Raw genomic sequence first — 25,379 nt, 5'->3', positions numbered from 1 at the left:
TGCCGTCGCGGCGCGGGTCACCGGCCCTGACGGGGGCGGCAGGTACGGTGGCCTCATGGCGACCAGTACCAAGACGACCTCGCGCGGGCGCGGCAGCGCGACTCCGCGCTCCGGCGCGCCGCGATCCGGCCGGGGCTCGGGCAAGGCGGCCGCCGAGACGAAGACGGTGGCCTTCGAGTCCGCCCCGCGCACCAACCCCGCCGTGCGGCTCTGGATGGCGCTGGCCCACCTCGCGGGCGGCGCAGCGCGCGCCCTCGGTCCCGAGCGGCTGGCGAAGGAGGAGCGCCGCGACGGCGTCCCCTTCCTGCTGCTGCTGCTGGCCGTCGCGGGCGCGGTCGTCGAGTGGTTCCTCGCGACCGACCCGGTCGCCCTGGTGCTCGACGCGTGGAGCTTCGGCGGCTTCTTCGGCCGGGTCGCCTACGTGCTGCCGGTCGTCCTTCTCCTCTTCTCCCTCTGGCTCTTCCGGCACCCCCGGTCCGTCGACGACAACGGGCGGATGGGCGTGGGCGTCATCACGCTGCTCGTCGCCTCCGCCGGCATCTGCCACGCGCACCTCGGCCTGCCGCAGCCCGGCCAGGGAATCGAGACCATGGCGGCAGCGGGAGGCGTCCTCGGCTGGCTGGTGGGCGCCCCGCTCGTGGCGATCGCCACCGTCCCCGGCGCGACCGTGCTGCTGTCGCTCGTGATCCTGCTGTCGCTGTTCATCATCACCAAGACCCCGCCGAACCGCATCGGCGCGCGCTCGCGGGAGCTCTACGGCTACCTCTTCGGCGCCCCCGTGCTCGACGACGAGGAGCGCGCCCGCCTCAAGGCCGAGCGGGCCGCCGCCAAGGCCGCGGCGAAGGCGGAGGCCGAGCAGGAGGAGGACGCGCAGCAGGACGGCGGAGAGCTGCCCTGGTGGCGGCGCACCGAGTCCGGGCGCGAGGACGAGCCGACCGTGCAGACCGAGCTCCCGATCGACTCCTTCACCGAGGTGCTCGAGGGCACCGCTCCCGCCCGCGGCCGCGCGAAGGGCTTCGACACCGCGCTCGAGGAGCGCGACGACGAGGCCCACCCGCCGACCCGCTCCTACGCCACCGAGGTGCTGGCCGAGGCCGAGACCGCCGAGGCCGCGCTCGCCCGCTTCGAGCAGACGGGCGCTCCCCGCGGCGCGACCGGTGTGGTCGACGACGACGCGACCGAGGTCATCCGGCTCGACCGCCTCGATGTGGCGCCCGCCGTCCCGATCCCGCCCGTCATCGAGACCGGCCCGATCGCGCCCCTCGCCGAGGAGGATCCGACCGCCGGCTTCGACTCCTCGTTCGAGGACGACGCGCCGTACCGCCTCCCCTCGGCGGCCGCCCTCTCGACGGGCACGCCCTCCAAGGCGCGCTCGGCGGCCAACGACGAGATGGTCCGCGCCATCACCGAGGTGCTGCAGCAGTTCAACGTGGATGCGACGGTCACCGGCTTCTCCCGCGGCCCGACCGTCACCCGCTACGAGATCGAGCTCGGCCCCGGCGTCAAGGTCGAGCGCGTCACCGCGCTCAGCAAGAACCTCTCCTACGCCGTCGCCAGCAACGAGGTCCGGATCCTCTCCCCGATCCCGGGCAAGAGCGCGATCGGCGTCGAGATCCCCAACACGGACCGCGAGATCGTCTCGCTGGGCGACGTCCTCCGCTCGCCGGCCTCGACGACGTCCACGCACCCGATGACCATCGGCGTCGGCAAGGACGTCGAGGGCGGCTACGTCGTGGCGAACCTCGCCAAGATGCCGCACCTCCTGGTCGCCGGCTCCACCGGCTCCGGCAAGTCCAGCTTCGTCAACTCGATGATCACGAGCCTGCTGATGCGCGCGCGCCCGCAGGACGTGCGGATGGTCCTGATCGACCCCAAGCGCGTGGAGCTCACCATCTACGGCGGAGTGCCGCACCTGATCACTCCGATCATCACGAACCCCAAGAAGGCCGCCGAGGCGCTGCAGTGGGTCGTGAAGGAGATGGACATGCGCTACGACGACCTGGCTTCGTTCGGGTTCCGTCACATCGACGACTTCAACGCGGCCGTCCGCGCGGACGAGATCAAGCTCCCGGCGGGCAGCAGCCGCGTCCTCAAGCCGTACCCGTACCTCCTCGTGGTGGTCGACGAGCTCGCCGACCTGATGATGGTCGCCCCGCGCGACGTCGAGGACTCGATCGTGCGGATCACCCAGCTCGCGCGCGCCTCGGGCATCCACCTCGTGCTTGCCACGCAGCGGCCGAGCGTCGACGTGGTGACCGGCCTCATCAAGGCGAACGTGCCCAGCCGCCTCGCCTTCGCGGTGACCAGCGTGACCGACTCGCGGGTCATCCTCGACCAGCCGGGAGCCGACAAGCTCATCGGGCAGGGCGACGGCCTCTTCCTCCCCATGGGCACCAACAAGCCGATGCGCGTGCAGGGCGCCTGGGTCCGCGAGGACGAGATCGCGAAGGTCGTCGAGCACGTCACCCGTCAGGCGCAGCCCGAGTACCGCCAGGACATCACCGTGCAGGCGCAGCGCAAGGAGATCGACTCCGACATCGGGGACGACCTCGAGCTGCTGGTCGCGGCGGCCGAGCTCGTCGTCAGCACGCAGTTCGGCTCGACCTCGATGCTGCAGCGCAAGCTCCGCGTCGGCTTCGCCAAGGCCGGCCGACTGATGGACCTGCTCGAGTCGCGCGAGGTCGTCGGCCCCTCCGAGGGGTCGAAGGCCCGCGACGTGCTGGTCACCGCCGAGCAGCTGCCGGGCGTCCTCGCGCGGATGCGCGGCGAGGACCCGGGCGAGGGGCCGGCCGCGCCGTCCTCGGTCGCCCCGGATCCGTATGCGGATCCGCTGGCCGAGCCGACGGGGCCCGCCGCCACCGACTACCACGACGACGACGAGGGGTCCGGCGAGGACGCCTGGACGCTGACGGGACGCGAGTGACCGTCCCGGTCGCCCGCACTGCGAGGAACGGCGGAGCACGATGACCCACCCCACCGCACCGGCTCCGGCCGCGTCGGGCAACTGGAACCTGCCGAACGCGATCACGGTCCTCCGGATCCTGCTGGCGCCCGTCTTCTTCTGGCTCCTGCTGGCCGACGGGGGGCAGGACGGCGGGATCCGGATCGCCGCGGCGCTCCTCTTCATCGTCGCGATCGCCACGGACGGCATCGACGGGCACATCGCCCGGAGCCGGGGCCTCGTGACCGATCTCGGCAAGCTCCTGGATCCGATCGCCGACAAGGTGCTGACCGGTGCGGCGCTCGTCGGGCTCTCGATCCTCGCGGAGCTGCCGTGGTGGGTGACGATCGTCATCCTGGTGCGCGAGATCGGCATCACCGTCTTCCGGATGGCCGTGCTCTCGGACCGGGTGATCCCGGCGTCACGGGGCGGCAAGCTCAAGACGATCGTGCAGTCGATCGCGATCTCCCTCGCTCTGCTGCCGCTCTGGGCCGTCCTCGGCGAGTGGGTCCACTGGCTGAACGGGATCACGATGACGGCCGCGGTGGTGCTCACGGTCGCCACCGGGATCGACTACCTCGCCGACGCCGCCCGCCAGAGCCGGGCCGCCCGGTCGACGCGGTGACGGCCGCGCAGCTGATCGCCGAGCTCCGGCGGCGGGGTGTCGACCTCGCCGTCGCGGAGTCGCTCACCGGCGGCGCGCTCAGCTCCGCCCTCGTGGAGGTGCCCGGCGCCTCCGCCGTGTACCGCGGGGGAGTGGTGAGCTATGCCACCGACCTCAAGGACCGGCTCCTCGGGGTCGACGCGCGCGTCCTCGGCGAGCGGGGGGCCGTCGATCCCGGAGTCGCCGTGCAGATGGCGCGCGGAGCGTCCTCGCGGCTCGCAGCCGACGGGCGTCCGACGCTCGGCCTGGCGACGACGGGGGTCGCCGGTCCGGATCCGCAGGGGGATGCAGCCGTCGGCACCGTCTTCGTGGCGGCCGTGCTCGGCGAGGACGAGCTCGTCCGTGAGCACCGGTTCGACGGCGACCGCGCCGCGATCCGCGCCGCCTCGGTCGACGCTGCTCTCGCCCTCGGCGCGGAGCTGATCTCCCGCGGCCCATGAGGCGGATACCCAGCCGGGGCCCTTCGGGAATCGGAATGCGCCGCATTGCGGCCCGGTTACAACTGGTGTCGCTCACACGCAAAGTCCAGTCATCCGGTATTAGAGTCGACACCATACGAACCGGGTAGTGAACAGCTATCCGGTTCTCTCGTCCCAGCCCCCCGATCACCCGCTCCGGAATCTCCGGCGCTCGTGCTCGCGGTGCAGGTGCACGACATGCGGTTGACGTGGAGAAGGAGGGTCCAGTGGTTCTAGTTCGTCAGGAGATCGGCGATGTCCTCAGGGACTTTCGCCTGCAGAAAGGTCGTACGCTCCGTCAGGTGGCGAGCAAGGCGAGCGTTGCGCTCGGCTACCTGAGCGAGGTCGAACGCGGTCAGAAGGAGGCCTCCTCGGAGATCCTCGCCTCTGTCGCCGACGCCCTCGACACCCCCATCTCGGTGATCATGCGCGAGGTCGGCGATCGTCTCGCCGTCATCGAGGGCATCGACACCATCCCCGACACCATCCCGGCCGACATGGTCGCAGGCTTCGACGCGGACCTCGTCACGCAGTAGTCGGCCCCCGTCCCCTCCACTCACCGCACCCGTTCCACCCGAAGGGCGCCCAGGCTCCGGCCGGGCGCCCTTCGGCGTTCCCGGGGGAGTGCGGCCTCCGGGCAGCGGCTACCGTGGACGCATGCGCTTGAGCGAGTTCCGGCAGCTGGTGGACGACGAGTTCGGCGGCGCCTATGCCCGTGTCCTGGTCTCGGACCTCGTGCTGACCGAGCTCGGGGGCCGCACCGCCGAGCGCGCCCTCGCGGACGGAGCGGAGCCGCGCGAGGTCTGGCTCGCCCTCTGCCGCGCCAACGACGTCCCGGAGGCCCGGTGGCACGGCGTGGATCCGCGGAAGCGCCACCGCTGACGCTCCCGTCGCCGAAGCCGTGTTCGACACGCCGACGGCTCGTGCTCGAATCCGTGTTCGAACGGGTCTAGGCTCCTCCACAGAAGCAGGAACGGCCCCGTCTCCACGGAGTCGCTCTCGCTCGGCCTCGATGTCGGTGGTCGGGCGTACCGTCGGAGGCACCTGAACGGACCTGCTTCACCGCCTTGTCGCAGCCGGCCGGCACTGTCACTCCGACAGCCACCGGCATGTCGCGACAGCCTGTAGGCGACACCAACACGAACACGAGAGCGAGACGGCCATGCCCAGTTCCTCCGACCGCGAGAAGTCCCTCGAGACCGCACTCGCCCAGATCGACCGCCAGTTCGGCAAGGGCGCCGTCATGCGCCTCGGAAGCGACGACCGCGCTCCCGTCGAGGTGATCCAGACCGGTTCGATCGCGCTCGACGTCGCGCTCGGGATCGGCGGGCTCCCCCGCGGCCGCATCGTCGAGATCTACGGCCCAGAGTCCTCCGGAAAGACCACCCTCACGCTGCACGCGATCGCGAACGCGCAGCGCAACGGCGGCATCGCCGCCTTCATCGACGCGGAGCACGCGCTCGACCCCGAGTACGCCAAGAAGCTCGGCGTCGACATCGACTCCCTCCTCGTGTCGCAGCCCGACACCGGAGAGCAGGCGCTCGAGATCGCCGACATGCTCGTGCGCTCGGGCTCGATCGACCTCATCGTGATCGACTCCGTCGCGGCCCTCGTGCCGCGTGCCGAGATCGAGGGCGAGATGGGCGACTCCCACGTCGGCCTGCAGGCCCGCCTCATGTCCCAGGCGCTGCGCAAGCTGACCGGCGGACTGAACACCACGAACACCACGATGATCTTCATCAACCAGCTGCGCGAGAAGATCGGCGTCTTTTTCGGAAGCCCCGAGACCACGGCGGGCGGCAAGGCGCTCAAGTTCTACGCGTCGGTCCGCCTCGACATCCGCCGCATCGAGACGCTGAAGGACGGCACCGACGCGGTCGGCAACCGCACCCGCGTCAAGGTCGTGAAGAACAAGATGGCCCCGCCCTTCAAGCAGGCCGAGTTCGACATCCTCTACGGCGTCGGCATCTCCCGCGAGGGCAGCCTGATCGACTTCGGTGTCGAGCACGAGATCGTCCGCAAGTCGGGCGCCTGGTACACCTACGACGGCGACCAGCTCGGCCAGGGCAAGGAGAAGGCGCGCCAGTTCCTCATCGACAACCCCGATGTGGCCGCCGAGATCGAGAAGCGCATCCTGGTCAAGCTCGGCGTGATCGTCGACCCGAACGCGGCCGTCGAGGCCGCGCCGGTCGCGATCGAGACCAAGCAGCCCGTGCGCAAGGGCGCCTAGCCCGTGGCGGAGAAGGCCGCGGAGGGGGCGAAGGGCCGCCCCGTGGCCTTCCTGCCCTGGGTCGACCGGGGTGCGGCGGGCGACGAGGGCTGGGCTCCGGCGGCGCCGGACGCCGACGGGGCCGGGTCGCTTCCGGAGCCGTCCGGAGCCGGGACGCCGAGTACCAGTGCTCCCCGGACGGTCGCAGGAGAGTCGGGAGGCTCCGCCCTCGGGGGCGCCGCGTCTCCGGCCTCCGAGCGGATCGCCGAGCTCTCGGCTCATGTCGCCCGGCGCGTGCCGGCGTTCGTCGAGAACGCGGACGACGAGGACGACGACGACGCGATCGAGATCCCGGAGGAGATCGATCCGGAGCAGGTCGCGGATCGGATCGTACGGGGGCTCTCCCGCAAGAGCCTCTCGGTCGCCGAGGTCGAGGCGCGCCTCTACACGGAGGGCGTCGCCGAGAAGGACGCCCTCGAGATCCTCGAGCGCTTCACGCGCTTCGGCTACCTCGACGACCTCCGCATGGCGGAGCAGCTGGTCGTCTCGCTCCGTGACCGCAAGAAGCTCGGCCGCTCCTCCATCCAGCAGGAGCTGCGCGCGCGGAAGATCGACCCCGAGGCGATCGCGTCAGCGCTCGACGAGCTGGACGGCGACGACGAGTACCGCACGGCGCTCGAGCTCGCGCGCAAGCGCCTGCCGAGCCTGCGCTCGCTCTCCGACGAGGTCGCCGAGCGCCGGCTCACGGGATTCCTCGCGCGCCGCGGCTACGCCGGCGGACTCGTGCAGCGCGTCGTCCGCGAGACGATCCGCAAGCCGGGGTCGAGCGTCCGCTTCCGCTGACACGGCGAGCCGGGAGCGGTCCGACCGGAGCGTAGAATCCCACACCATGAGCACGCTCGGTACCGCCCCGTCGCCCGTCGCCGAGACCCGGCCGAGGACCTACGAGGTCCGTACGTTCGGGTGCCAGATGAACGTGCACGACTCCGAGCGGCTGAGCGGTTCGCTCGAGGCGGCGGGCTACGTGTCCGCCGATGGAGCCGAGGCCGACGTCGTCGTCATCAACACCTGCGCGGTGCGCGAGAACGCCGACAACAAGCTCTACGGCAACCTCGGCCACCTCGCGTCGGTGAAGCGCCGACACGAGGGGATGCAGATCGCGGTCGGCGGCTGCCTCGCGCAGAAGGACAAGAACGTCATCCTCGACCGCGCCCCGTGGGTCGACGTCGTCTTCGGCACGCACAACATGGGCGCCCTCCCGAGCCTGCTCGAGCGCGCCCGCCACAACGACGAGGCGCAGCTCGAGATCCTCGAGTCGCTCGATGTCTTCCCCTCCACGCTCCCCACGAAGCGCGACTCGACCTACAGCGGCTGGGTCTCGATCTCGGTCGGCTGCAACAACACCTGCACCTTCTGCATCGTCCCCTCGCTCCGCGGCAAGGAGAAGGACCGGCGTCCCGGCGACGTGCTCGCCGAGATCCAGGCGCTCGTGGACGACGGCGCGATCGAGGTCACCCTTCTCGGCCAGAACGTGAACTCCTACGGCGTCGAGTTCGGCGACCGCCAGGCGTTCTCGAAGCTGCTCCGCGCGGCGGGCACCATCGACGGGCTCGAGCGGATCCGCTTCACGAGCCCCCATCCCGCGGCCTTCACCGACGACGTGATCGACGCCATGGCCGAGACGCCGGCGGTGATGCCGCAGCTGCACATGCCGCTCCAGTCCGGCTCCGACCGCATCCTCAAGGCGATGCGCCGCTCCTACCGCTCCGAGAAGTTCCTCGGGATCCTCGACCGGGTCCGCGATCGCATCCCGCACGCGGCGATCAGCACCGACATCATCGTGGGCTTCCCCGGCGAGACCGAGGCCGACTTCCAGGAGACCCTGCGGGTGGTCGAGGCGGCCCGCTTCGCCTCCGCCTTCACCTTCCAGTACTCCATCCGGCCCGGCACCCCGGCCGCGACGCTGCCCGACCAGATCCCCAAGGCGGTCGTCCAGGAGCGTTACGAGCGGCTCGTCGCCCTGCAGGACGCGATCAGCGAGCAGGAGAACCGCGCAGTCGTCGGCCGAGAGGTCGAGGTCCTCGTCGCGACCGGCGAGGGCCGCCGCGACACGGAGACGCACCGGTTGAGCGGACGCGCCGAGGACAGCCGTCTGGTGCACTTCGACGTGCCCGAGGGCTCCGAGCAGCCGCGTCCCGGAGACGTGGTCTCCGTCCGGGTCACCCGTGCCGCCCCCTTCTACCTCCTGGCGGATTCGCCCGACGGCGCGCCGCTCCGCATCCGCCGCACCCGCGCGGGCGACGCCTGGGACCGGGCGCAGACCGAGTCCTGCGGAGTTCCGGCCGCCCCGGGCGCGAGCGGGGCGCCCCGGGTCTCGCTGGGCCTGCCGTCGCTGCGCGTGCGCGACGCCGGCACGCTGACGACGCCGATCTACGACGCCCTCGATGGCGAGCGCTGAGACCGGAGCCCCCGATACCGCGCCGGAGCTGATCGCGGTCGTCGGCGCGACCGGCACGGGCAAGTCCGACCTCTCGCTCGAGCTCGCCGAGGCGATCCGGCAGGACGGCGGCGCCGCTGAGATCGTGAACGCCGACGCGATGCAGCTCTACCGCGGGATGGACATCGGCACCGCGAAGCTGCCCGCCGACGAGCGTCGGGGCGTCCCGCACCACCTGCTCGACGTCCTCGACGTGACGGAGGAGGCGTCGGTCGCCCGCTACCAGAGCGAGGCGCGGCGCGTGATCGAGAGCGTGCTGGCGCGCGGGGAGACGCCGATCCTCGTCGGGGGCTCCGGTCTGTACGTCTCCAGCGTCGTCTTCGAGTTCTCGTTCGCGGGCACCGACCCGGCCGTCCGGCGCCGGCTCGAGGAGACCGCCGAGCGGGAGGGCCTGGGCGCCCTCGTCGAGCGGTTGCGCCGGATCGACGCCGGAGTGGCCGAGCGGATCGGTCCGCACAACGCCCGGCGCATCGTCCGCGCGCTCGAGATCGCGGAGCTCACCGGCGGGAGCACGCACAGCGCGCTGATGTCCGACGAGCCGGTTCGGTGGCGCCCCGCCTCGATCCTGTTCCTCGAGGCTCCGCGGGAGGAGCTGGTGCAGCGCCTCGACCGGCGGGTGGAGCGGATGTGGGCGGCCGGGATGCTCGACGAGGTCGAGCGGCTCGTCCCCCTCGGCCTGGAGCGCGGCGTCACAGCCGGGCGGGCCATCGGGTACGCCCAGGCGCTCGCCCAGCGTGCCGGCGTCCTCCGCGAGGAGGAGGCGATCGCGGCGACGCAGGCGCTCACGCGCCGCTACGCACGTCGGCAGAACAGCTGGTTCCGGCGCTACGCCGGCGCCCACCGGCTCCCGTACGACGCGCCGGACCTGGTGTCGCGGGCGCATGCCGCCGCCCAGGCCGCCGCTCCCGCTCCTCGCTAGGCTGTGCGCCATGACGATCGAGCTGCACTTCACCAAGGGCCAGGGCACCGGCAACGACTTCGTGCTCTTCAGCGACCCGGACGGTGAGGTCGACCTCTCGCCCGCGCAGATCGCGATGATCTGCGACCGCCACTTCGGCGTCGGCGCCGACGGCGTCATCCGTGCCGTCCGCTCCCGCGCGATCCCGGAGGGCGCCGCGGCTCTGGCCGAGGAGAGCGAAGCGGAGTGGTTCATGGACTACCGCAACGCCGACGGCTCGATCGCCGAGATGTGCGGCAACGGCATCCGCGTCTACGCCGCGTTCCTGCTCGCGGGCGGCCTCGCGGCGCTCGAGCCCGGCGACACCCTGCCGATCGGCACCCGCGCCGGCGTCCGCGACGTCACCCGCAGCGGTGCCGGGTTCCAGGTCGACCTCGGCCGCTGGGAGCTGGCGGGCGGCGAGCCCCTGGTGCGGGCGAAGGAGCTCAAGGTCGCGCGCCCCGGTCTCGGGATCGACCTCGGCAATCCGCACGTGGTCGTCGCCCTCAGCAACGACGAGGAGCTCGACTCCGCCGACCTCTCCTACATCCCGCAGCTCGACCCGGAGCCCGAGGACGGCGCGAACGTCGAGTTCGTGGTTCCCGGCGAGCCCCTGGTCCACGACGGGATCGGGCGGATCCGGATGCGCGTGCACGAGCGCGGCAGCGGCGAGACCCTGAGCTGCGGCACGGGTGCCGCGGCGGCGGCACTGGCGGTGCGCTACTGGGCGGGAGCGCGCGCTCCGCAGGCCTGGCGCGTGGAGGTCCCGGGCGGCACGCTCGGCGTGACGATGTTCGCGGCGGAGGAGGGCGAGCACGTCGGGCTCTCCGGCCCGGCCGACCTCGTCTTCACCGGGACGATCCGGATCGACTGAGGACCCGGTCAGGCCCGGCGGGTCGTCCGGAGCACGCGGAAGCCCTTCGCAGAAGAGACGCGCTCCACGTCGAGCCGCCCGGCGAACGCGGCGCCCAGCCAGGTCTGGAGCGAGTCTGAGCCGAGGTTGCGCTGCACGACGAGCCAGGCGTCCGCGCCCTCCTCGAGCCGCGGCAGCCAGCGCTCGAGCAGGAGGTGCAGCTCCTCCTTGCCGATGCGGATCGGCGGGTTCGACCACACCGTGCGGAAGCGGACGTCGTCGGGAACATCCTCGGGCAGCACGGCGTTGACATTGAGGACGCCGAGTTCCTCGCAGTTGCGACGGACCAGCTCGAGCGCCCGCTGGTTGACGTCGACCGCCCACACCCGGGCGTCGGGGGAGGCGAGGGCGAGCGCGAGGGCGATCGGGCCCCAGCCGCAGCCGAGGTCCAGCAGGTCCCCGTCAGCGGGGGCGTCGGGCACCGCGTCCAGCAGGACGCGCGTGCCGAGATCGACGTGACCGGGGCTGAACACCCCTCCTGCCGTCGTGACCTCGAGGTCGCGGCCGGCCAGGCGGGCCTGGATCCTGCGGGGCCGGAGGTCGCCGTCGGGAGTACTCGAGAAGTAGTGCTCGGCGGCCATGAGAAGTGAACCTATCAAGACCTGAGGAGTTAGTGTTATCCGGATGACGGAAGACCTGAACGAGACCGACACGACCGAGGCCGTGGACGTCGTCTCGAGGGTCCTGGCGAACGCGCAGTCGCGTTCGGCAGGGTACTCGCGCTTCGTCGCGGGTGGAGCCCAGGCGCTGCAGAGCGCCGGCCACGAGGGCGAGAACAGCGACGGCGAGCAGTTCGACCGCGACGACCGGCAGGCGCTGCGACGCGTCGCCGGCCTCTCGACCGAGCTCGAGGACGTCACGGAGGTCGAGTACCGCCAGCTGCGCCTGGAGAACGTCGTGCTCATCGGCGTGTACTCGCAGAATTCGCTGGAGGACGCGGAGAACTCGTTGCACGAGCTCGCCGCGCTCGCGGAGACGGCGGGAGCGACGGTCCTCGACGGCCTGCTCCAGCGCCGCCCGCACCCCGATCCGAGCACCTACCTCGGCAAGGGCAAGGCCCAGGAGCTCGCGGGGCTCGTCGCGGCCCTCGGCGCGGACACGGTCGTCGCCGACACCGAGCTCGCACCGAGCCAGCGGCGTGCGCTGGAGGACGTGGTGAAGGTCAAGGTGATCGACCGCACCGCGGTGATCCTCGACATCTTCAGCCAGCACGCGAAGAGCCGTGAGGGCAAGGCGCAGGTCGAGCTCGCGCAGCTCGAGTACCTGCTCCCGCGACTGCGCGGCTGGGGCGAGTCCATGTCCCGCCAGGCCGGGGGCCAGGTGGGCGCGGGAGCCGGAATGGGCTCGCGCGGTCCGGGTGAGACGAAGATCGAGCTCGATCGTCGCCGCATCCACACCCGCATGGCGCGCCTGCGCAAGCAGATCACGGCGATGAAGCCCGCCCGCGAGGCCAAGCGCGCGAACCGCAAGCGCAACGCCGTCCCCTCGGTGGCGATCGCGGGGTACACGAACGCCGGTAAGTCGAGCCTGCTGAACCGGATGACGCACGCGGGCGTCCTCGTCGAGAACTCGCTCTTCGCGACCCTCGACGCCACCGTTCGCAAGGCCCAGACGAAGGACGGGCGCCTCTACACGCTCGCCGACACGGTCGGCTTCGTGCGAGCGCTTCCGCACCAGCTCGTCGAGGCCTTCCGGTCGACGCTCGAGGAGGTCGCGGACTCCGATGTGATCGTCCACGTCGTGGACGCCTCCCACCCCGATCCGGCCGGGCAGATCGCCACCGTGCGCGACGTGATCGGCGAGGTGGGCGCCCGCAGCATCCCCGAGATCATCGCCTTCAACAAGGCCGATCTGGTGGACGAGGGCACGCGGCTGGTGCTGCGCGGTCTCGCTCCCGACGCGGTCTTCGTGTCGGCGCGCAGCGGCGAGGGCATCGACGAGCTGGAGGCGCGGATCGCCGAGATCCTGCCCGAGCCGGACGTCGAGATCGACCTGCTCGTGCCGTACGACCGGGGCGACGTGATCTCGCATCTGCACCGCAGCGGCCGGATCCTGTCGACGCAGTACGTCGAGGGCGGCACCCACGTGGTCGCCCTCGTGCACGCCGATCTGGCGGGCTCGCTCACCGAGTTCGCGGTTCCGCGCGCGGCCGTCCAGGCCTGATCGCCACCACCCGAGCGCCCGTCTCCCCGTCAGGGAGGCGGGCGCTCGGCGCATCCGGGAGGGGGTGCGGCGTCCCGCACCATCGACCCGCTCCGGAGGTCGGAGGGTTCGGCGCTCTCGTTTCGGCAGCTCTCCTCCGCCTTCCCGTGACCGCGACGGAGGGGCGCGCGCCCCGATCGCCCGTGCCTGTCGAATGCAGGAGGGGCCCGACCGGCTGCACGCCGGTCGAGCCCCTCCTGCACGCCCGGTGTCAGACCGAGCGGAGGACCGCCACGATCTTCCCGAGCACCTCGGCCTCGTCGCCGAGGATCGGCTCGAAGTTGGAGTTGCGGGGCAGCAGCCAGGTGTGGCCGTCGCGCTGGCGCAGCACCTTGACGGTGGCCTCGCCGTCGAGCATGGCCGCTACGATCTCGCCGTTCTCGGCGGTGCGCTGCGAGCGGACCACGACCCAGTCGCCGTCGCAGATCGCGGCGTCGATCATCGACTCGCCGACGACCTTGAGCATGAAGAGCTCGCCCTTGCCGACGAGCTGCCGGGGAAGCGGGAACACCTCGTCGATCTGCTGGTCGGCCATGATCGGCACACCCGCCGCGATCCGGCCGACGAGGGGGACCATCGCCGCGTCGCCGACCGTCGCGGTCGACTCGAACGACCCGTCGTCCTCCGTCGAGCTGGGGACGTCGATGAGGATCTCGAGGGCGCGGGGCCGGTTCGGGTCACGGCGCAGGTAGCCGCTGAGCTCGAGCTGGTTGAGCTGGTGGGTGACGCTCGACAGCGAGGCGAGGCCGACCGCGTCGCCGATCTCGCGCATGCTCGGCGGGTAGCCGCGGCTCGACACCGAGCGCTGGATCGCGTCGAGGATCGCGAGCTGCTTGGCGCTCAGGCTCTTCCGGCGCCGGCCCGCGGCCGCCTTCGTCTTGGCGGCCGGGGTCCCGGCCCTCTGCCCGTCGCTCACGATGCTCCCTCTTCCCGGTGCGCACGCCGCGTGCGCGCCCGCCCGGTCGCGACCCGACAAGGAATGTCGGTGGTCGCTGCTGTACTACGACCAGGCTCTCGAAACTGTATCCGCCGGAACTCCCGACTCGGAACATTCGTTCGAGTGTGTCGCGCGCGAGTCCGCACGCGGATCAGCCGGAACGGTCTCTTGACCGCTTCATCGTTCGAAGATATGTTCGGTACAGGCGTTCGGGGCGGCCCTCCCGGCCGAGGGCCTCTCCGAATCCCTGTTGAAAGGAGCGATCCCATGACCGCACAGCTCACCTCCCGCCCGCTGCAGCGCTCGTCCGCGGCCCGGCCCGTCGAGGTCCTGCCGTCCGCTTCCGAGCCGATGAACGCGTTCGGCGAGGCGCGGATCGTCCGCACCCGTCTCCGCCTCACGCGCCGCGGCCGCGCCGTGGTGGCCGCTCTGGGAGCCCTGCCGATCGTCGCGGGTGCCTTCGCCTTCGGGCTCAACGGCGGTGGAGCGGTCGCGTCGAGCGACGCCGCTGCGATGGAGTTCCAGTACGTCACCGTCCACGCGGGCGAGTCGCTCTGGTCGCTCGCCGAGGAGCTCGCCCCGCAGGCGGACCCGCGCGACGTGGTCGACGACATCCTCTCCCTCAACCAGCTCTCGAGCGCGGGCGTCGAGCCCGGGCAGCGCCTCGCCGTCCCGGCCCAGTACGACACCGCTCGCTGAGCCGGGCTGCCCGGTCGTCCGCGCCGGGCGCTTCGCTACCATTCCCTGGTGACGACTCTCGACGACCTGCCCCTCCGCGACGACCTCCGAGGCAAGCACCCGTACGGCGCACCCCAGGCGGTCGTGCCCGTCGCCCTCAACGTCAACGAGAACACCCACCCGGTCCCGGACGACGTGATCGCCGACATCGTCGGGCGGGTCTCGGAGGCGCTGCGCACCGTCAACCGGTACCCCGACCGCGAGTTCCGAGAGCTTCGCGACTCCCTCGCCGGCTACCTCGGTCTCGGGCTCACCGCGGATGGCGTGTGGGCTGCGAACGGATCGAACGAGGTGCTCCAGCACGTCCTTCAGGCGTTCGGTGGTCCGGGGCGCTCGCTGCTGGGGTTCGCGCCCACCTACTCGATGTACTCGATCCTCGCGTCGGGGAGCGGAACGGAGTGGATCCCCGCTCCGCGCGAGGCCGAGTTCGAGGTCGGAGCCGAGTACGCCGCCGAGCAGGTGCGCCGGGCCCGGCCCGACATCGTCTTCCTCTGCGCTCCGAACAATCCGACCGGGACGCCGCTCGACCTCGCCGTGATCGAGGCGGTCTACGACGCGACCGACGGCATCGTCGTCGTCGACGAGGCGTACGCCGAGTTCGCCGGCAGGGGCGCGCCCACTGCGCTGAGCCTCCTCCCCGGGCGACCGCGCCTGCTCGTGTCCCGCACCATGAGCAAGGCCTTCGCCTTCGCCGGCGTCCGGCTGGGCTACCTCGCCGCCGACCCCGCGGTGATCGACGCGCTCCGCCTCGTCCGCCTCCCGTACCACCTGTCGGCCCTCACCCAGGCCGCCGCGACCGCCGCCCTCGCTCACGCCGACGAGATGCTCGCCATGGTCGGCGAGATCATCGTGCAGCGCGACCGGATGATCGACGGCCTGCGCGCCCTCGGCTACCGCCCGTACACGACCGGCAGCAACTTCGTCCTCTTCGGCGGCGTCGCGGATCCGGCCGCCGTGTTCGAGGGCCTGCTCGCCCGCGGCGTCCTCATCCGCGACGTCGGCATCCCGAACCACCTCCGTGTCAGCGCCGGCACCGAGGAGGAGACGACCGCGTTCCTCGAGGCGCTCGCCTCCCTCCCCGCACCGTCGGCCGACGCCACGGTGGCGCTCTCGCGTGAGTGAGCTCCGCCCGGGGGCGGCGACGCGGCGCGAATAGACTGGGAGGCATGACCTCCCCGAGCGCCGCACCCGGGCGCACCGCCTCCCTCAGCCGTGCCACCAGCGAGTCGAGCATCGAGCTCTCCCTCGACCTCGACGGCACGGGCGTCGCCGATCTCGAGACCGGCGTGCCCTTCTTCGACCACCTGCTGACGGCGTTCGCGAAGCATTCGCTCACGGACCTGCGCGTCCGGGCCCGCGGCGACATCGAGATCGACATCCACCACACCGCGGAGGACATCGGCATCGTGCTCGGCACGGCCATCCAACAGGCTCTCGGCGACAAGACCGGGATCTCCCGCTTCGGCGACGCGCTCGTCCCCCTCGACGAGGCGCTCGTGCAGGCCGTCGTCGACATCTCGGGGCGCCCCTACCTCGTGCACACCGGCGAGCCGGAGGGCTTCGCGTTGCACCTGATCGGCGGTCACTTCACCGGGTCGATGGTGCGCCACGTCTTCGAGGCGATCGCCTTCAACGCCGGCCTCACCGTGCACGTCACGGTGCTCGGCGGCAGGGACCCGCACCACATCGCCGAAGCGGAGTTCAAGGCGTTCGCCCGCGCCTTCCGTCAGGCCAAGGCCCTCGATCCGCTCGTCTCCGGCGTGCCGTCGACGAAGGGCGCGCTGTGAGCTCGGCCCGCCCCTCCGTCGTGGTCTACGACTACGGCTCGGGGAACGTGCACTCCGCCGTCAAGGCGCTCGAGCTCGCCGGGGCCGACGTCGAGCTGACGGGGGACCGGCAGCGGGCGCTGGAGGCGGACGGCCTCCTCGTGCCCGGCGTCGGCGCCTTCGACGCCGTGATGTCGGCGCTGACCCGCGCCCGCGGCGGCGAGATCATCGAGAAGCGCCTCGCCGGCGGGCGCTCCGTCCTGGGCATCTGCGTCGGGATGCAGGTGCTCTTCGAGCGCGGCGTCGAGCGCGGGGTCGAGAGCGAGGGCCTGGGCGAGTGGCCGGGGACGGTCGACCTCCTCCCGGCCGAGGTCGTCCCGCACATGGGCTGGAACACCGTCTCCGCTCCCGAGGGCTCGGTGCTCTTCGACGGCATCGCCGAGGAGCGCTTCTACTTCGTGCACTCCTACGGCGCCCGCGAGTGGTCGCTTGACGTGATGCCCCCGTTCCCGCGTCCCGCGGTCACCTGGGCCGATCACGGAGGCCCCTTCATCGCCGCGGTCGAGAACGGGCCGCTCTCGGCCACGCAGTTCCACCCCGAGAAGTCGGGGGCCGCCGGGCTCCGGCTGCTGGCCAATTGGCTGGGCACCCTCCGCACGAACTAGGATCGGCCGGTGGTCGGCGCCTCCAGGGGCCGGCACCGGCTCCGAGACTGAGGATGACGATGAGCGAGTTCACCAAGGCCCCGGGCCTGGTCCTCCTGCCCGCGATCGACGTGGCGGGCGGCAGGGCCGTGCGGCTCACGCAGGGCGAGGCCGGGACCGAGACCAACTACGGCGACCCGATCGACGCCGCGGGCGACTGGGCCGACCAGGGCGCGGAGTGGATCCACCTCGTCGACCTCGACGCCGCCTTCGGCCGCGGCGACAACCACGGCATCATGAAGAAGGTCATCCGGCAGGTGAAGGGCGTCAACGTCGAGCTCTCCGGCGGGATCCGCGACGACCGCAGCCTCGAGTCCGCGCTGAGTGCCGGCGCGAAGCGCATCAACCTCGGAACCGCGGCGCTCGAGAACCCCGAGTGGGCCGCGAGCGTCATCGCGCAGTACGGCGACCAGATCGCCGTCGGGCTCGACGTCCGCGGCACCACGCTCGCCGCGCGCGGCTGGACCAAGGAGGGCGGCGACCTCTGGCAGGTCCTCGACCGCCTGGAGGAGGCCGGCTGCACCCGCTACGTCGTCACCGATGTCACCAAGGACGGCACGCTCAAGGGCCCGAACCTCGAGCTCCTCGAGCAGGTCATGGCCCGCACCCACCGCCCCGTGATCGCCTCGGGCGGCATCTCGAACCTCGACGACATCGCCGCTCTTCGCGACCTCGTGCCCCAGGGCCTCGAGGGCGCGATCGTCGGCAAGGCGCTGTACGCGGGCGCGTTCACGCTCGCGGAGGCCCTGGATGTCGCATCCGAGTGAGCCCCGCCCGCTCCCGGCGCATCTGACCGACTCGGCCGGCACCCCCTGGGCGGGCCGGCACTTCGAGCCGAGCGCAGCACCGGAGGACGACGGAAGCGCCCCGGAGGCGCTGGTCGCAGCGCTCGAGTCCTTCGCCGGTGGCACTCGCGGCCCGGAGGCCGTGGTCGACGCGATCCGCACGTCCCGCCTGCTCATCCCGCTGGTCGCCCGCCTCGGCGAGGAGGCCGAGGGGGTCGGGGGACTCCGGGCGGACAAGACGCAGGAGCTCGCGATCGTCACGGTCGCCGGACCCGACGGCCGCACGGTGCTCCCCGTCTTCAGCGGCGTCGAGAGCATGCGCCGATGGGACCCGGCCGCCCGTCCCGTCCCTGTCGACGGGCGCCGCGCGGCCCTGGCGGCCGTCGCGGAGGGTACCGAGGTGATGGTCCTCGACCCCGCGTCCGAGCGGGAGTTCGCGGTCCGGCGCCCGGCCCTCTGGGCGATCGCGGAGGGCGGCGACTGGCGGCCGGCCCCTGCCGATGCGGAGGTGCTCCTGGCTCTGCGCGCGGCTGCGGAGGGGGAGCGGGCGGTCGCCTCGCTCGAGGTGCGCGCGGGAGACCCGGAGCAGCGCCTCGCGGGCCCCGAGCTCGTGGTGGTCCTGAGCCTGCGCCCGGGGCTCGATCAGGACGCGCTCGGCGCCCTCGTCGCGCGCCTGGGGGAGCGGTGGGCGGCCGACGAGACCGTCGCGCAGCGCGTCGACTCGATGACGCTGCAGCTCGCCGCCGCCCGCTGACTCCCGATCAGGTGACCGGGCCGGTCCACTTCTCGCCCGGGCCCTTGCCGATCGGGTCGGCGATCGGGGACGCCTCACGGAACGCGAGCTGGAGGGTGCGGAGGCCGTCGCGCAGGCTCCGGGCGTGCATGTCGCTGATGTCGGGCGCCCCGGCCGTGACCAGGCCCGCGAGCGCGTTGATGAGCTTGCGCGCCTCGTCGAGGTCGACCTGCGCTCCGGGCTCGTCGGCGAGTCCGCACTTGACGGCGGCCGCGCTCATCAGGTGCACGGCGGCGGTGGTGATGATCTCCACCGCAGGAACCTCCGCGATGTCGCGGGCGGCCTCCACGTCGGAGGCTCCGCCGTCCTCGCCGAATCGTCGCGTGTAGTCGTCGTCGTACTGTGCCATGGGTCCTTCGTTCGTCGTCCGTGGTGGAGGGGCGCGGCCGCCGGAGCAGAGGATCGAGGGGCGGCCGGATCCGGTCTGTCGGGCGGGCCGCCGGTCTGCTATGGTTGTCCGGGCTCCGAGGCATGTCCTCGGTTCGAAAGTGGAGATTCTCCCACCCGCGCTTGACCGCTTCACAAGGTTACCGGGTCAGAAGCACTCCGCCCCCGAGGGTCGTCAGACCACCGGAGGCAGGGCTGCGGCTCTCGAGGTCCGCCTCGGGAACCGCGTCACAGGGTGCGAGCGCCGTGCTGCAGGCACGACGTGGACGGGACGATCACCTCTCTCGGGTGCGCTGGAGAAGACTCCGGCAGCGCAGCTGCACTCACCGAGATCAGAGGAGAAACGCAATCAGCGATCCCCGTACCAACGACCGTATCCGCGTCCCCGAGGTCCGCCTCGTGGGTCCCGCAGGAGAACAGGTCGGCGTCGTCAAGATCGAGGTCGCCCTGCGACTCGCGCAGGACGCAGACCTGGACCTGGTCGAGGTCGCCCCCAACTCCAAGCCGCCCGTGGCCAAGATCATGGACTACGGGAAGTTCAAGTACGAGCAGGCTCAGAAGCTCAAGGAAGCCCGTCGCAACCAGGCGAACACGATCCTCAAGGAGGTCCGTTTCCGCCTGAAGATCGACAAGCACGACTACGAGACCAAGCGCAAGCGCGCCGAGGGCTTCCTGAAGGCCGGCGACAAGGTCAAGGCGATGATCCTCTTCCGCGGTCGCGAGCAGTCGCGCCCCGAGATGGGCGTCCGTCTGCTCCAGCGCTTCGCGGAGGACGTCGCCGAGTTCGGCCAGGTCGAGTCCACCCCGACCATCGACGGTCGCAACATGGTGATGGTCATCGGCCCGCTGAAGAACAAGTCCGAGGCGAAGGCCGAGGCCAATGCGGTCCGCGCCGCTCGTCGCGAGGCCAACACCCCCGAGGACACGGCCGAGGCCGAGTCCGTCTAGTACTTCGCCGCCCCGGCCTCGGGGCCGGTGGACGCCCCGCTCGCGGGGCACCGGTTTCGCCCCGCCGAGCGCGGAGTGACGTTCACAAGGAGAGAACATGCCCAAGATGAAGACCCACTCGGGTGCCAAGAAGCGCTTCAAGGTGACCGGCTCCGGCAAGGTCATGAAGCAGCAGGCCGGCATGCGCCACAACCTGGAGTCCAAGTCCAGCGTTCGCACGCGCCGCCTCAACCAGGACCAGGTCCTCGCCCCGCAGGACGCCAAGGTCGCCAAGAAGCTTCTCGGTCTGTAGCCCACCGCCGGCGCAGCCCGCTGCGCCGCGTGGTCGCTACTCAGCCGACACGGATCGATAGGAAGAAACAGCAATGGCAAGAGTGAAGAGGGCCGTCAACGCCCACAAGAAGCGTCGCGTCATCCTCGAGCGCGCCTCGGGCTACCGCGGCCAGCGGTCGCGCCTCTACCGCAAGGCGAAGGAGCAGGTCACCCACTCCCTCGTCTACTCGTACCGCGACCGCCGCGCCAAGAAGGGCGAGTTCCGTCGTCTCTGGATCCAGCGCATCAACGCCGCGTCCCGCGCGAACGGCCTGACCTACAACCGCTTCATCCAGGGCCTCGCCCTGGCCGGCGTCCAGGTCGACCGCCGCATCCTCGCGGACCTCGCGATCACCGAGCCGGCCACGTTCGCCTCGCTCGTCGCGACCGCGAAGAGCGCGCTGCCCGCCGACACCTCGGCGCCCAAGGCCGCAGCGTAGTCAGCACGGCTTCCCGGAGGGGGTCGCGACCGAGAGGTCGCGGCCCCCTCCGTCGTCGGCGGGCCCTCCCGCGCCGTGTCTGCGGGGGCGGCGATCACCGCGCCGATAGGCTCGCCGCATGCTCGACAACCCCCGCTCTCCCCGTGTCCGCTCCGTGGCGAAGCTCACCCGCCGCCCGGCCCGGCTCGAGACGGGGCTCTTCCTCCTCGAGGGCCCGCAGGCTCTCTCCGAGGCGCTGCAGTACCGCCCGGAGCTGATCGTCGAGTCGTTCGCGACTCCGACCGCTCTGGAGCGGCACCCCGAGATCGTCGCCGCCGCCGCCGAGGCGGAGGTGGAGATCGAGTACGTGACCGAGGACGTCCTCGACGCGATGGCCGACACCGTCACTCCGCAGGGCTTCGTCGCGGTCTGCCGTCAGTTCCCCACGTCGCTCAAGGACGTCGTCGCCTCCGAGCCGCGCCTCGTGGCGGTGCTCGAGGAGGTCCGCGATCCGGGCAACCTCGGCACGATCATCCGTGCCGCCGACGCCGCCGGCGCTGACGCGGTCGTGCTGTCCGGGCGCTCGGTCGACCTCTACAATCCCAAGGTCGTGCGCTCCACGACCGGCTCGCTCTTCCACCTCCCGGTCGCGGTCGGCGCCGACCTCGCCGACGTGCTGGGCCGGCTCCGCGGCGTGGGCCTCCGTTCCGTCGCGGCCGACGTGAAGGGGGAGGACCTGCTCGACGTCCGCGCCCGCGGGGACCTCGCCCAGCCGACCGTCTGGGTCTTCGGCAACGAGGCGCGCGGCCTCGAGGACGAGTCGCTCGCCCTCGTCGACGGCGTGGTGGCGGTGCCCATCTACGGGGCGGCGGAGTCGCTGAACCTCGCGACCGCGGCCTCCGTCTGCCTGTACGAGAGCGCCTTCGCGCTGCGTTCCTGAGAGGAACCGGGCCGAGGGTGCCGCGAACCTGGAGAACAGGGCGCGATGTTACCCTTCGGTTAAGAATTCCCTCATGATTTGACCGGCCCATCCCCGTGTGCTTCTCTGACGGCATGGTCACAGCCCCGCAAGACGAGCGCGCCGCCGCTCCCGCCGGTGAACCCCTCGTCGTCCTCTCCGGGGTGCAGAAGCACTACGGCGACTTCCAGGCTCTGAAGGACATCGATCTGACGGTGCACCGGGGCGAGGTCGTCGTGGTCCTCGGCCCCTCCGGATCCGGCAAGTCGACGCTCTGCCGCACGGTCAACCGGCTCGAGACGATCTCGGGCGGCACCATCACCATCGACGGGCAGAAGCTCCCGGAGGAGGGCAAGGGCCTCGCCGCGCTCCGCGCCGACGTCGGGATGGTCTTCCAGTCGTTCAACCTCTTCGCGCACAAGACGATCCTCGAGAACGTCACCCTCGGCCCGATCAAGGTCCGCGGGCTCTCCCGCAAGGACGCGGAGGCCCAGGCCACGGCGCTGCTCGACCGGGTCGGCGTCGGCCACCAGGCCGCCAAGACCCCGGCCCAGCTCTCCGGCGGGCAGCAGCAGCGCGTCGCGATCGCACGGGCGCTGGCGATGAAGCCCAAGGTGATGCTGTTCGACGAGCCGACCTCGGCGCTCGACCCCGAGATGATCAACGAGGTCCTGGACGTGATGGTCGGGCTCGCCAAGGACGGGATGACGATGATCGTCGTCACCCACGAGATGGGCTTCGCCCGGAAGGCCGCCGACCGCGTCGTGTTCATGGCCGACGGCGAGATCCTCGAGGACACCGACCCGGAGTCGTTCTTCACCGCGCCCCGCACCGACCGGGCCAAGGACTTCCTCTCCAAGCTCATCACGCACTAGAAGCGCGATCCGCAGCCACCAGGCAGGTCGGACCCGTGACCCGGGAGCCGACCCGACATCGCCCGCTCCGGCGGGCCGAACCCCAGGAAGGACGATCATGCGCACCAGGCTCATGTTCATGACCGCGGGACTCGCAGCAGCGACCCTCGCCCTCGCCGGCTGCTCCGGCGACTCCGGAACCGCCGGCGGCGGCGCCGGTGGAGGCTCCGAGGGAGGGACCTCCGCGTACGAGGTCGCCTCCGACGTCACTCTCGAGGGCAGCCCGACCTTCGACGCGATGACCGCGGACGGCAAGGTCGTCATCGGCGTCAAGGAGGACCAGCCCGGGCTGGGCTACCTCGACGCGGCGACCGGCGAGCGCTCCGGCTTCGACATCGAGATCGCGAAGTGGACCGCCGCCTCGCTCGGCTTCGCGGCCGACGCCATCGAGTTCAAGGCGATCCCGTCGGCCAACCGCGAAGCGTCGATCGTGAACGGCGACATCGACTACTACGTCGGCACCTACTCGATCACCGACAAGCGCAAGGAGCAGGTCGGCTTCGCCGGACCCTACTTCGAGACCGGCCAGCAGCTGCTCGTCGCGGCCGACAACGACACGATCACCGGACCGGACGACCTCACCGCCGACACCACCGTGTGCTCGGCCACCGGCTCCACCCCGATCCAGAACATCCGCACCAACTACCCCGAGGTGAAGACCGAGGAGTTCGACACGTACTCGCAGTGCGTGGACGCGCTCGCCGACGGCACCGTCGACGCCGTCACCACCGACGGCGCGATCCTGATCGGCTACGCCGCTCAGCGGCCCGACGAGCTCAAGGTCGTCGGAGAGCCCTTCAGCACCGAGCTGTACGGCATCGGCCTGCCCAAGGACGACGACGCCCTGCGCCACTTCGTCAACGGCATGCTGACCGACGGCGGCGAGACCTGGAGCGCCATCTACGACGAGACGCTCGGCCAGTCCGGCACGACCGTCACCCAGCCGGCGGTGAACGACTACTAGGAGGCGCCCCGGGCGGCCCGACCGCCGCCCGGGGGTCCCCTCTCCTCGACCACCACCACCGCTCCGACAGAAGGGCCAGCCGCATGGATGTCCTGTTGAACAACCTCGACGTCTACGTCCCGGCCTTCGGCAACACCCTGATCCTCTTCAGCGTCTCGCTCGTGTTCGCCCTGCTGATCGGCACGGTGGTCGGCGCGATGCGCGTCTCGCCCGTCCCGATCGCCCGCGCGGTCGGCACGGTGTACGTGAACACCATCCGGAACACCCCGCTCACGCTGGTGATGTTCTTCTTCGCCTTCGGCTACCCCAAGCTCGACCTGCCGCAGGTGGACTACACGAACCTGGCGATCTGCGCCCTCAGCCTCTACACCGCGACCTACGTCGCGGAGGTGCTGCGCTCGGGCATCAACACCGTGCCGATCGGCCAGGCCGAGGCCGCCCGCGCGATCGGTCTCGACTTCGGCCTCACCATGACGCAGGTCGTCCTGCCCCAGGCCTTCCGCTCCGTGATCCCGCCGCTCATGAGCGTCCTGATCGCGCTGCTGAAGAACACCACCGTCGCCGCCGGCTTCTCGGTCGCGGAGGCGGGCACCATCGTCCGCGTCCTCAACGAGCGCGGCGAGAACAGCCTCATCGTCGTCCTCTGGGTGGCCCTGGTCTTCGTGGTCCTGGTCACGCTGCTCTCGCTCGTCCAACGTCAGCTCGAGAAGAAGTGGAGGGTCGCCCGATGAGCTCCGTCCTCTTCGACAACCCCGGCCCCCGGGCCGTCGTGCGCAACCGCGTCATCGGCGTCGTCGTCGTCCTGCTGATCGCGGCGTTCCTCGGCTTCGTGGTCTGGCGCTTCGCGGAGTCCGGCCAGTTCGACGCCTCCAAGTGGCGCGCGTTCGGCTACCCGCTGGTCTGGCAGAGCATCGGCGGCGCCCTCGGCCGCACGCTCGCGGCCTTCGCCACGGCGGGCGTCGCCAGCCTCGTCCTCGGCCTCCTCCTGGCGATCGGCCGGCTCTCGGACCGGCGCTGGATCAACGTCCCCGTCACGCTCTTCATCGAGCTGTTCCGGGCGATCCCCGTCCTGATCCTGATGATGCTGATGTACTACGGCCTGCCGTTCGCGGGCCTCAAGCTCAGCCCCTACCTCGCCGTCGTCATCGCCCTGACCCTCTACAACGGCTCCGTCTTCTCCGAGATCTTCCGCGCCGGCATCGAAGCCCTCCCGCGAGGACAGAAGGAGGCGGGCTACGCGATCGGCCTGCGCAAGTCCGGCGTGATGCGGCTCATCCTGTTCCCCCAGGCGATCCGCTCGATGCTGCCCGTGATCATCGCCCAGCTCGTCGTCGCCCTCAAGGACACGGCGCTCGGCTCGATCATCACCTACAACGAGCTGCTGTACTACGCGCGCTACCTGGGCAACCAGTCGAGCCTCGACAGCCCGATCATCCCGGCGGCGATCGTCATCGGAGCGATCTACATCGGCATCTGCCTCCTCCTCTCGGGGCTGGCGAAGTGGATCGAGATCCGCACCAAGAGCGGCGGACGCGGCGGCCGCACCATCGGCGGCCACCCCGCAGCCCGCGCGCAGACGGACACGCAGCTGATCGCTGTGCAGGACTGAACTGTGAGGATCGCCCGAGGGCGATCCTCACCGCGGTCGGCTTCCTGACGGGGTCGGGTTCCGCAGAGCGTCCTGCGTCCGGCTAGGAGGAATCGCTCGCACGCGATTCCTCCGTTCGCCTCGAGGGTCCGGCGATCGCTCAGCGCATCGAGCGGTGGTGCTCCGCTCCGGCGTCGTCGACGCGGAGGCGGTGGTGATCGGGGAGCCGCGATCGATCCGGGCGTCTTCCCGTCCGGCGGCGCCCAGCTTCCTGCCGGTCGAGCAGCCTCCGACCCCGGCGTAGCGAGAACCCGCCCCTGCTGGTCGAGCAGCGCCGGTGGCGGG

The 25,379-nt window shown here is 71.3% G+C and carries 28 protein-coding genes; 25 read left to right on the top strand and 3 right to left on the bottom strand.

Going from position 1 to position 25,379, the window contains the following annotated elements:
- Nucleotides 1-55 precede the first annotated feature (55 nt).
- The 10 genes from C5C69_RS02175 to dapF all read left to right on the top strand — a co-directional run bounded on the left by C5C69_RS02175 (nt 56) and on the right by dapF (nt 10,580).
- Nucleotides 56-2,923 carry a DNA translocase FtsK gene (locus C5C69_RS02175; protein ID WP_104233267.1) on the top strand — a complete coding sequence of 956 codons (2,868 nt, stop codon included), beginning with the start codon at nt 56-58 and terminating at the stop codon, nt 2,921-2,923.
- A 40-nt stretch (nt 2,924-2,963) separates the two neighbouring features.
- Entirely contained in the window at nt 2,964-3,566 is a 603-nt protein-coding gene (pgsA, locus tag C5C69_RS02170; protein ID WP_104233268.1) for a CDP-diacylglycerol--glycerol-3-phosphate 3-phosphatidyltransferase, read from the top strand.
- Entirely contained in the window at nt 3,563-4,045 is a 483-nt protein-coding gene (locus C5C69_RS02165; RefSeq protein ID WP_104233269.1) for a CinA family protein, read from the top strand. Before pgsA ends, C5C69_RS02165 begins: the two co-directional genes overlap by 4 nt.
- A gap of 245 nt (nt 4,046-4,290) precedes the next feature.
- A complete protein-coding gene (locus C5C69_RS02160) occupies nt 4,291-4,599 on the top strand; it encodes a helix-turn-helix domain-containing protein (protein ID WP_068207524.1) in 309 nt (102 codons plus the stop codon).
- Nucleotides 4,600-4,720: 121 nt separating this feature from the next.
- On the top strand, nt 4,721-4,945 hold the full coding sequence (locus tag C5C69_RS02155) for a DUF3046 domain-containing protein (RefSeq protein WP_104224474.1): 225 nt from the start codon (nt 4,721-4,723) through the stop codon (nt 4,943-4,945).
- Nucleotides 4,946-5,225: 280 nt separating this feature from the next.
- Nucleotides 5,226-6,293, top strand: coding sequence for a recombinase RecA (gene recA, locus C5C69_RS02150; RefSeq protein WP_104224475.1), 1,068 nt, complete (start codon nt 5,226-5,228; stop codon nt 6,291-6,293).
- A gap of 3 nt (nt 6,294-6,296) precedes the next feature.
- Nucleotides 6,297-7,115: a regulatory protein RecX gene (locus C5C69_RS02145; RefSeq protein ID WP_104233270.1), complete on the top strand. Its 819-nt coding sequence runs from the start codon at nt 6,297-6,299 to the stop codon at nt 7,113-7,115.
- A 46-nt stretch (nt 7,116-7,161) separates the two neighbouring features.
- Complete coding sequence (gene miaB, locus C5C69_RS02140; protein WP_104257216.1) at nt 7,162-8,730, top strand: tRNA (N6-isopentenyl adenosine(37)-C2)-methylthiotransferase MiaB; 1,569 nt, start codon at nt 7,162-7,164, stop codon at nt 8,728-8,730.
- Complete coding sequence (gene miaA / locus C5C69_RS02135; protein ID WP_104257215.1) at nt 8,717-9,688, top strand: tRNA (adenosine(37)-N6)-dimethylallyltransferase MiaA; 972 nt, start codon at nt 8,717-8,719, stop codon at nt 9,686-9,688. The genes miaB and miaA overlap by 14 nt, the downstream gene beginning before the upstream one ends.
- A 10-nt stretch (nt 9,689-9,698) precedes the next feature.
- A complete protein-coding gene (gene dapF, locus C5C69_RS02130) occupies nt 9,699-10,580 on the top strand; it encodes a diaminopimelate epimerase (protein WP_104226308.1) in 882 nt (293 codons plus the stop codon).
- Nucleotides 10,581-10,588: 8 nt separating this feature from the next.
- Here the strand turns inward: dapF and C5C69_RS02125 are convergent, their stop codons facing one another.
- Complete coding sequence (locus C5C69_RS02125; RefSeq protein WP_104226309.1) at nt 10,589-11,200, bottom strand: class I SAM-dependent methyltransferase; 612 nt, start codon at nt 11,198-11,200, stop codon at nt 10,589-10,591.
- Between the two features lie 43 nt (nt 11,201-11,243).
- Here C5C69_RS02125 and hflX point away from each other — a divergent pair, with 43 nt between their 5' ends.
- Nucleotides 11,244-12,782, top strand: a complete 1,539-nt coding sequence (hflX, locus tag C5C69_RS02120; RefSeq protein WP_104224481.1) for a GTPase HflX — start codon at nt 11,244-11,246, stop codon at nt 12,780-12,782.
- Nucleotides 12,783-13,032: 250 nt separating this feature from the next.
- Here hflX and lexA read toward each other — a convergent pair whose 3' ends face one another.
- On the bottom strand, nt 13,033-13,737 hold the full coding sequence (gene lexA / locus C5C69_RS02115) for a transcriptional repressor LexA (protein WP_104257214.1): 705 nt from the start codon (nt 13,735-13,737) through the stop codon (nt 13,033-13,035).
- A 288-nt stretch (nt 13,738-14,025) separates the two neighbouring features.
- Here lexA and C5C69_RS02110 point away from each other — a divergent pair, with 288 nt between their 5' ends.
- Genes C5C69_RS02110 through C5C69_RS02085 form a run of 6 tightly spaced genes read left to right on the top strand, consistent with a single transcriptional unit; the run spans nt 14,026 to nt 18,505 of the window.
- Nucleotides 14,026-14,457, top strand: coding sequence for a LysM peptidoglycan-binding domain-containing protein (locus tag C5C69_RS02110; protein WP_308471118.1), 432 nt, complete (start codon nt 14,026-14,028; stop codon nt 14,455-14,457).
- 48 nt (nt 14,458-14,505) lie between these two features.
- Nucleotides 14,506-15,618 (top strand): histidinol-phosphate transaminase, encoded by a 1,113-nt coding sequence (locus tag C5C69_RS02105; protein ID WP_181127004.1) that lies wholly within the window; start codon nt 14,506-14,508, stop codon nt 15,616-15,618.
- 44 nt (nt 15,619-15,662) lie between these two features.
- Entirely contained in the window at nt 15,663-16,283 is a 621-nt protein-coding gene (gene hisB / locus C5C69_RS02100) for an imidazoleglycerol-phosphate dehydratase HisB (RefSeq protein WP_104257212.1), read from the top strand.
- Entirely contained in the window at nt 16,280-16,927 is a 648-nt protein-coding gene (hisH, locus tag C5C69_RS02095; protein WP_104257211.1) for an imidazole glycerol phosphate synthase subunit HisH, read from the top strand. Before hisB ends, hisH begins: the two co-directional genes overlap by 4 nt.
- A gap of 59 nt (nt 16,928-16,986) precedes the next feature.
- The gene (priA, locus tag C5C69_RS02090; protein WP_104224506.1) at nt 16,987-17,733 is read left to right on the top strand and encodes a bifunctional 1-(5-phosphoribosyl)-5-((5-phosphoribosylamino)methylideneamino)imidazole-4-carboxamide isomerase/phosphoribosylanthranilate isomerase PriA; all 747 of its coding nucleotides are present in this window, start codon (nt 16,987-16,989) and stop codon (nt 17,731-17,733) included.
- A complete protein-coding gene (locus C5C69_RS02085) occupies nt 17,717-18,505 on the top strand; it encodes an SseB family protein (protein ID WP_104257210.1) in 789 nt (262 codons plus the stop codon). Before priA ends, C5C69_RS02085 begins: the two co-directional genes overlap by 17 nt.
- 7 nt (nt 18,506-18,512) lie before the next feature.
- On the opposite strand, the gene C5C69_RS02080 is transcribed toward C5C69_RS02085, so the two are convergent.
- Nucleotides 18,513-18,893 carry a DUF1844 domain-containing protein gene (locus tag C5C69_RS02080; protein WP_104313470.1) on the bottom strand — a complete coding sequence of 127 codons (381 nt, stop codon included), beginning with the start codon at nt 18,891-18,893 and terminating at the stop codon, nt 18,513-18,515.
- A gap of 437 nt (nt 18,894-19,330) precedes the next feature.
- On the opposite strand from C5C69_RS02080, the gene infC reads away from it, so the two are divergent.
- From infC to C5C69_RS02040, 8 genes are all read left to right on the top strand, one after another.
- Nucleotides 19,331-19,879, top strand: a complete 549-nt coding sequence (gene infC / locus C5C69_RS02075) for a translation initiation factor IF-3 (protein ID WP_374952931.1) — start codon at nt 19,331-19,333, stop codon at nt 19,877-19,879.
- Nucleotides 19,880-19,976: 97 nt separating this feature from the next.
- Complete coding sequence (gene rpmI, locus C5C69_RS02070; protein WP_055793295.1) at nt 19,977-20,171, top strand: 50S ribosomal protein L35; 195 nt, start codon at nt 19,977-19,979, stop codon at nt 20,169-20,171.
- 73 nt (nt 20,172-20,244) lie between these two features.
- Nucleotides 20,245-20,631, top strand: a complete 387-nt coding sequence (gene rplT / locus C5C69_RS02065; protein WP_104224487.1) for a 50S ribosomal protein L20 — start codon at nt 20,245-20,247, stop codon at nt 20,629-20,631.
- Nucleotides 20,632-20,749: 118 nt separating this feature from the next.
- Complete coding sequence (locus tag C5C69_RS02060) at nt 20,750-21,550, top strand: RNA methyltransferase (RefSeq protein WP_104224488.1); 801 nt, start codon at nt 20,750-20,752, stop codon at nt 21,548-21,550.
- Between the two features lie 113 nt (nt 21,551-21,663).
- Nucleotides 21,664-22,443 carry an amino acid ABC transporter ATP-binding protein gene (locus C5C69_RS02055; protein ID WP_104224489.1) on the top strand — a complete coding sequence of 260 codons (780 nt, stop codon included), beginning with the start codon at nt 21,664-21,666 and terminating at the stop codon, nt 22,441-22,443.
- A gap of 97 nt (nt 22,444-22,540) precedes the next feature.
- On the top strand, nt 22,541-23,446 hold the full coding sequence (locus C5C69_RS02050; protein ID WP_181073455.1) for a glutamate ABC transporter substrate-binding protein: 906 nt from the start codon (nt 22,541-22,543) through the stop codon (nt 23,444-23,446).
- Between the two features lie 83 nt (nt 23,447-23,529).
- Nucleotides 23,530-24,177 carry an amino acid ABC transporter permease gene (locus tag C5C69_RS02045; protein WP_104224491.1) on the top strand — a complete coding sequence of 216 codons (648 nt, stop codon included), beginning with the start codon at nt 23,530-23,532 and terminating at the stop codon, nt 24,175-24,177.
- Nucleotides 24,174-25,055 carry an amino acid ABC transporter permease gene (locus C5C69_RS02040; protein ID WP_104224492.1) on the top strand — a complete coding sequence of 294 codons (882 nt, stop codon included), beginning with the start codon at nt 24,174-24,176 and terminating at the stop codon, nt 25,053-25,055. Before C5C69_RS02045 ends, C5C69_RS02040 begins: the two co-directional genes overlap by 4 nt.
- Nucleotides 25,056-25,379: the final 324 nt, after the last annotated feature.

The organism is Rathayibacter sp. AY1C7, assembly GCF_002931865.1.
GTDB lineage: Bacteria > Actinomycetota > Actinomycetes > Actinomycetales > Microbacteriaceae > Rathayibacter.
The sequence above is the reverse complement of the archived record's forward strand: the minus strand, read 5'-3'. Positions and strand labels throughout refer to the sequence as shown.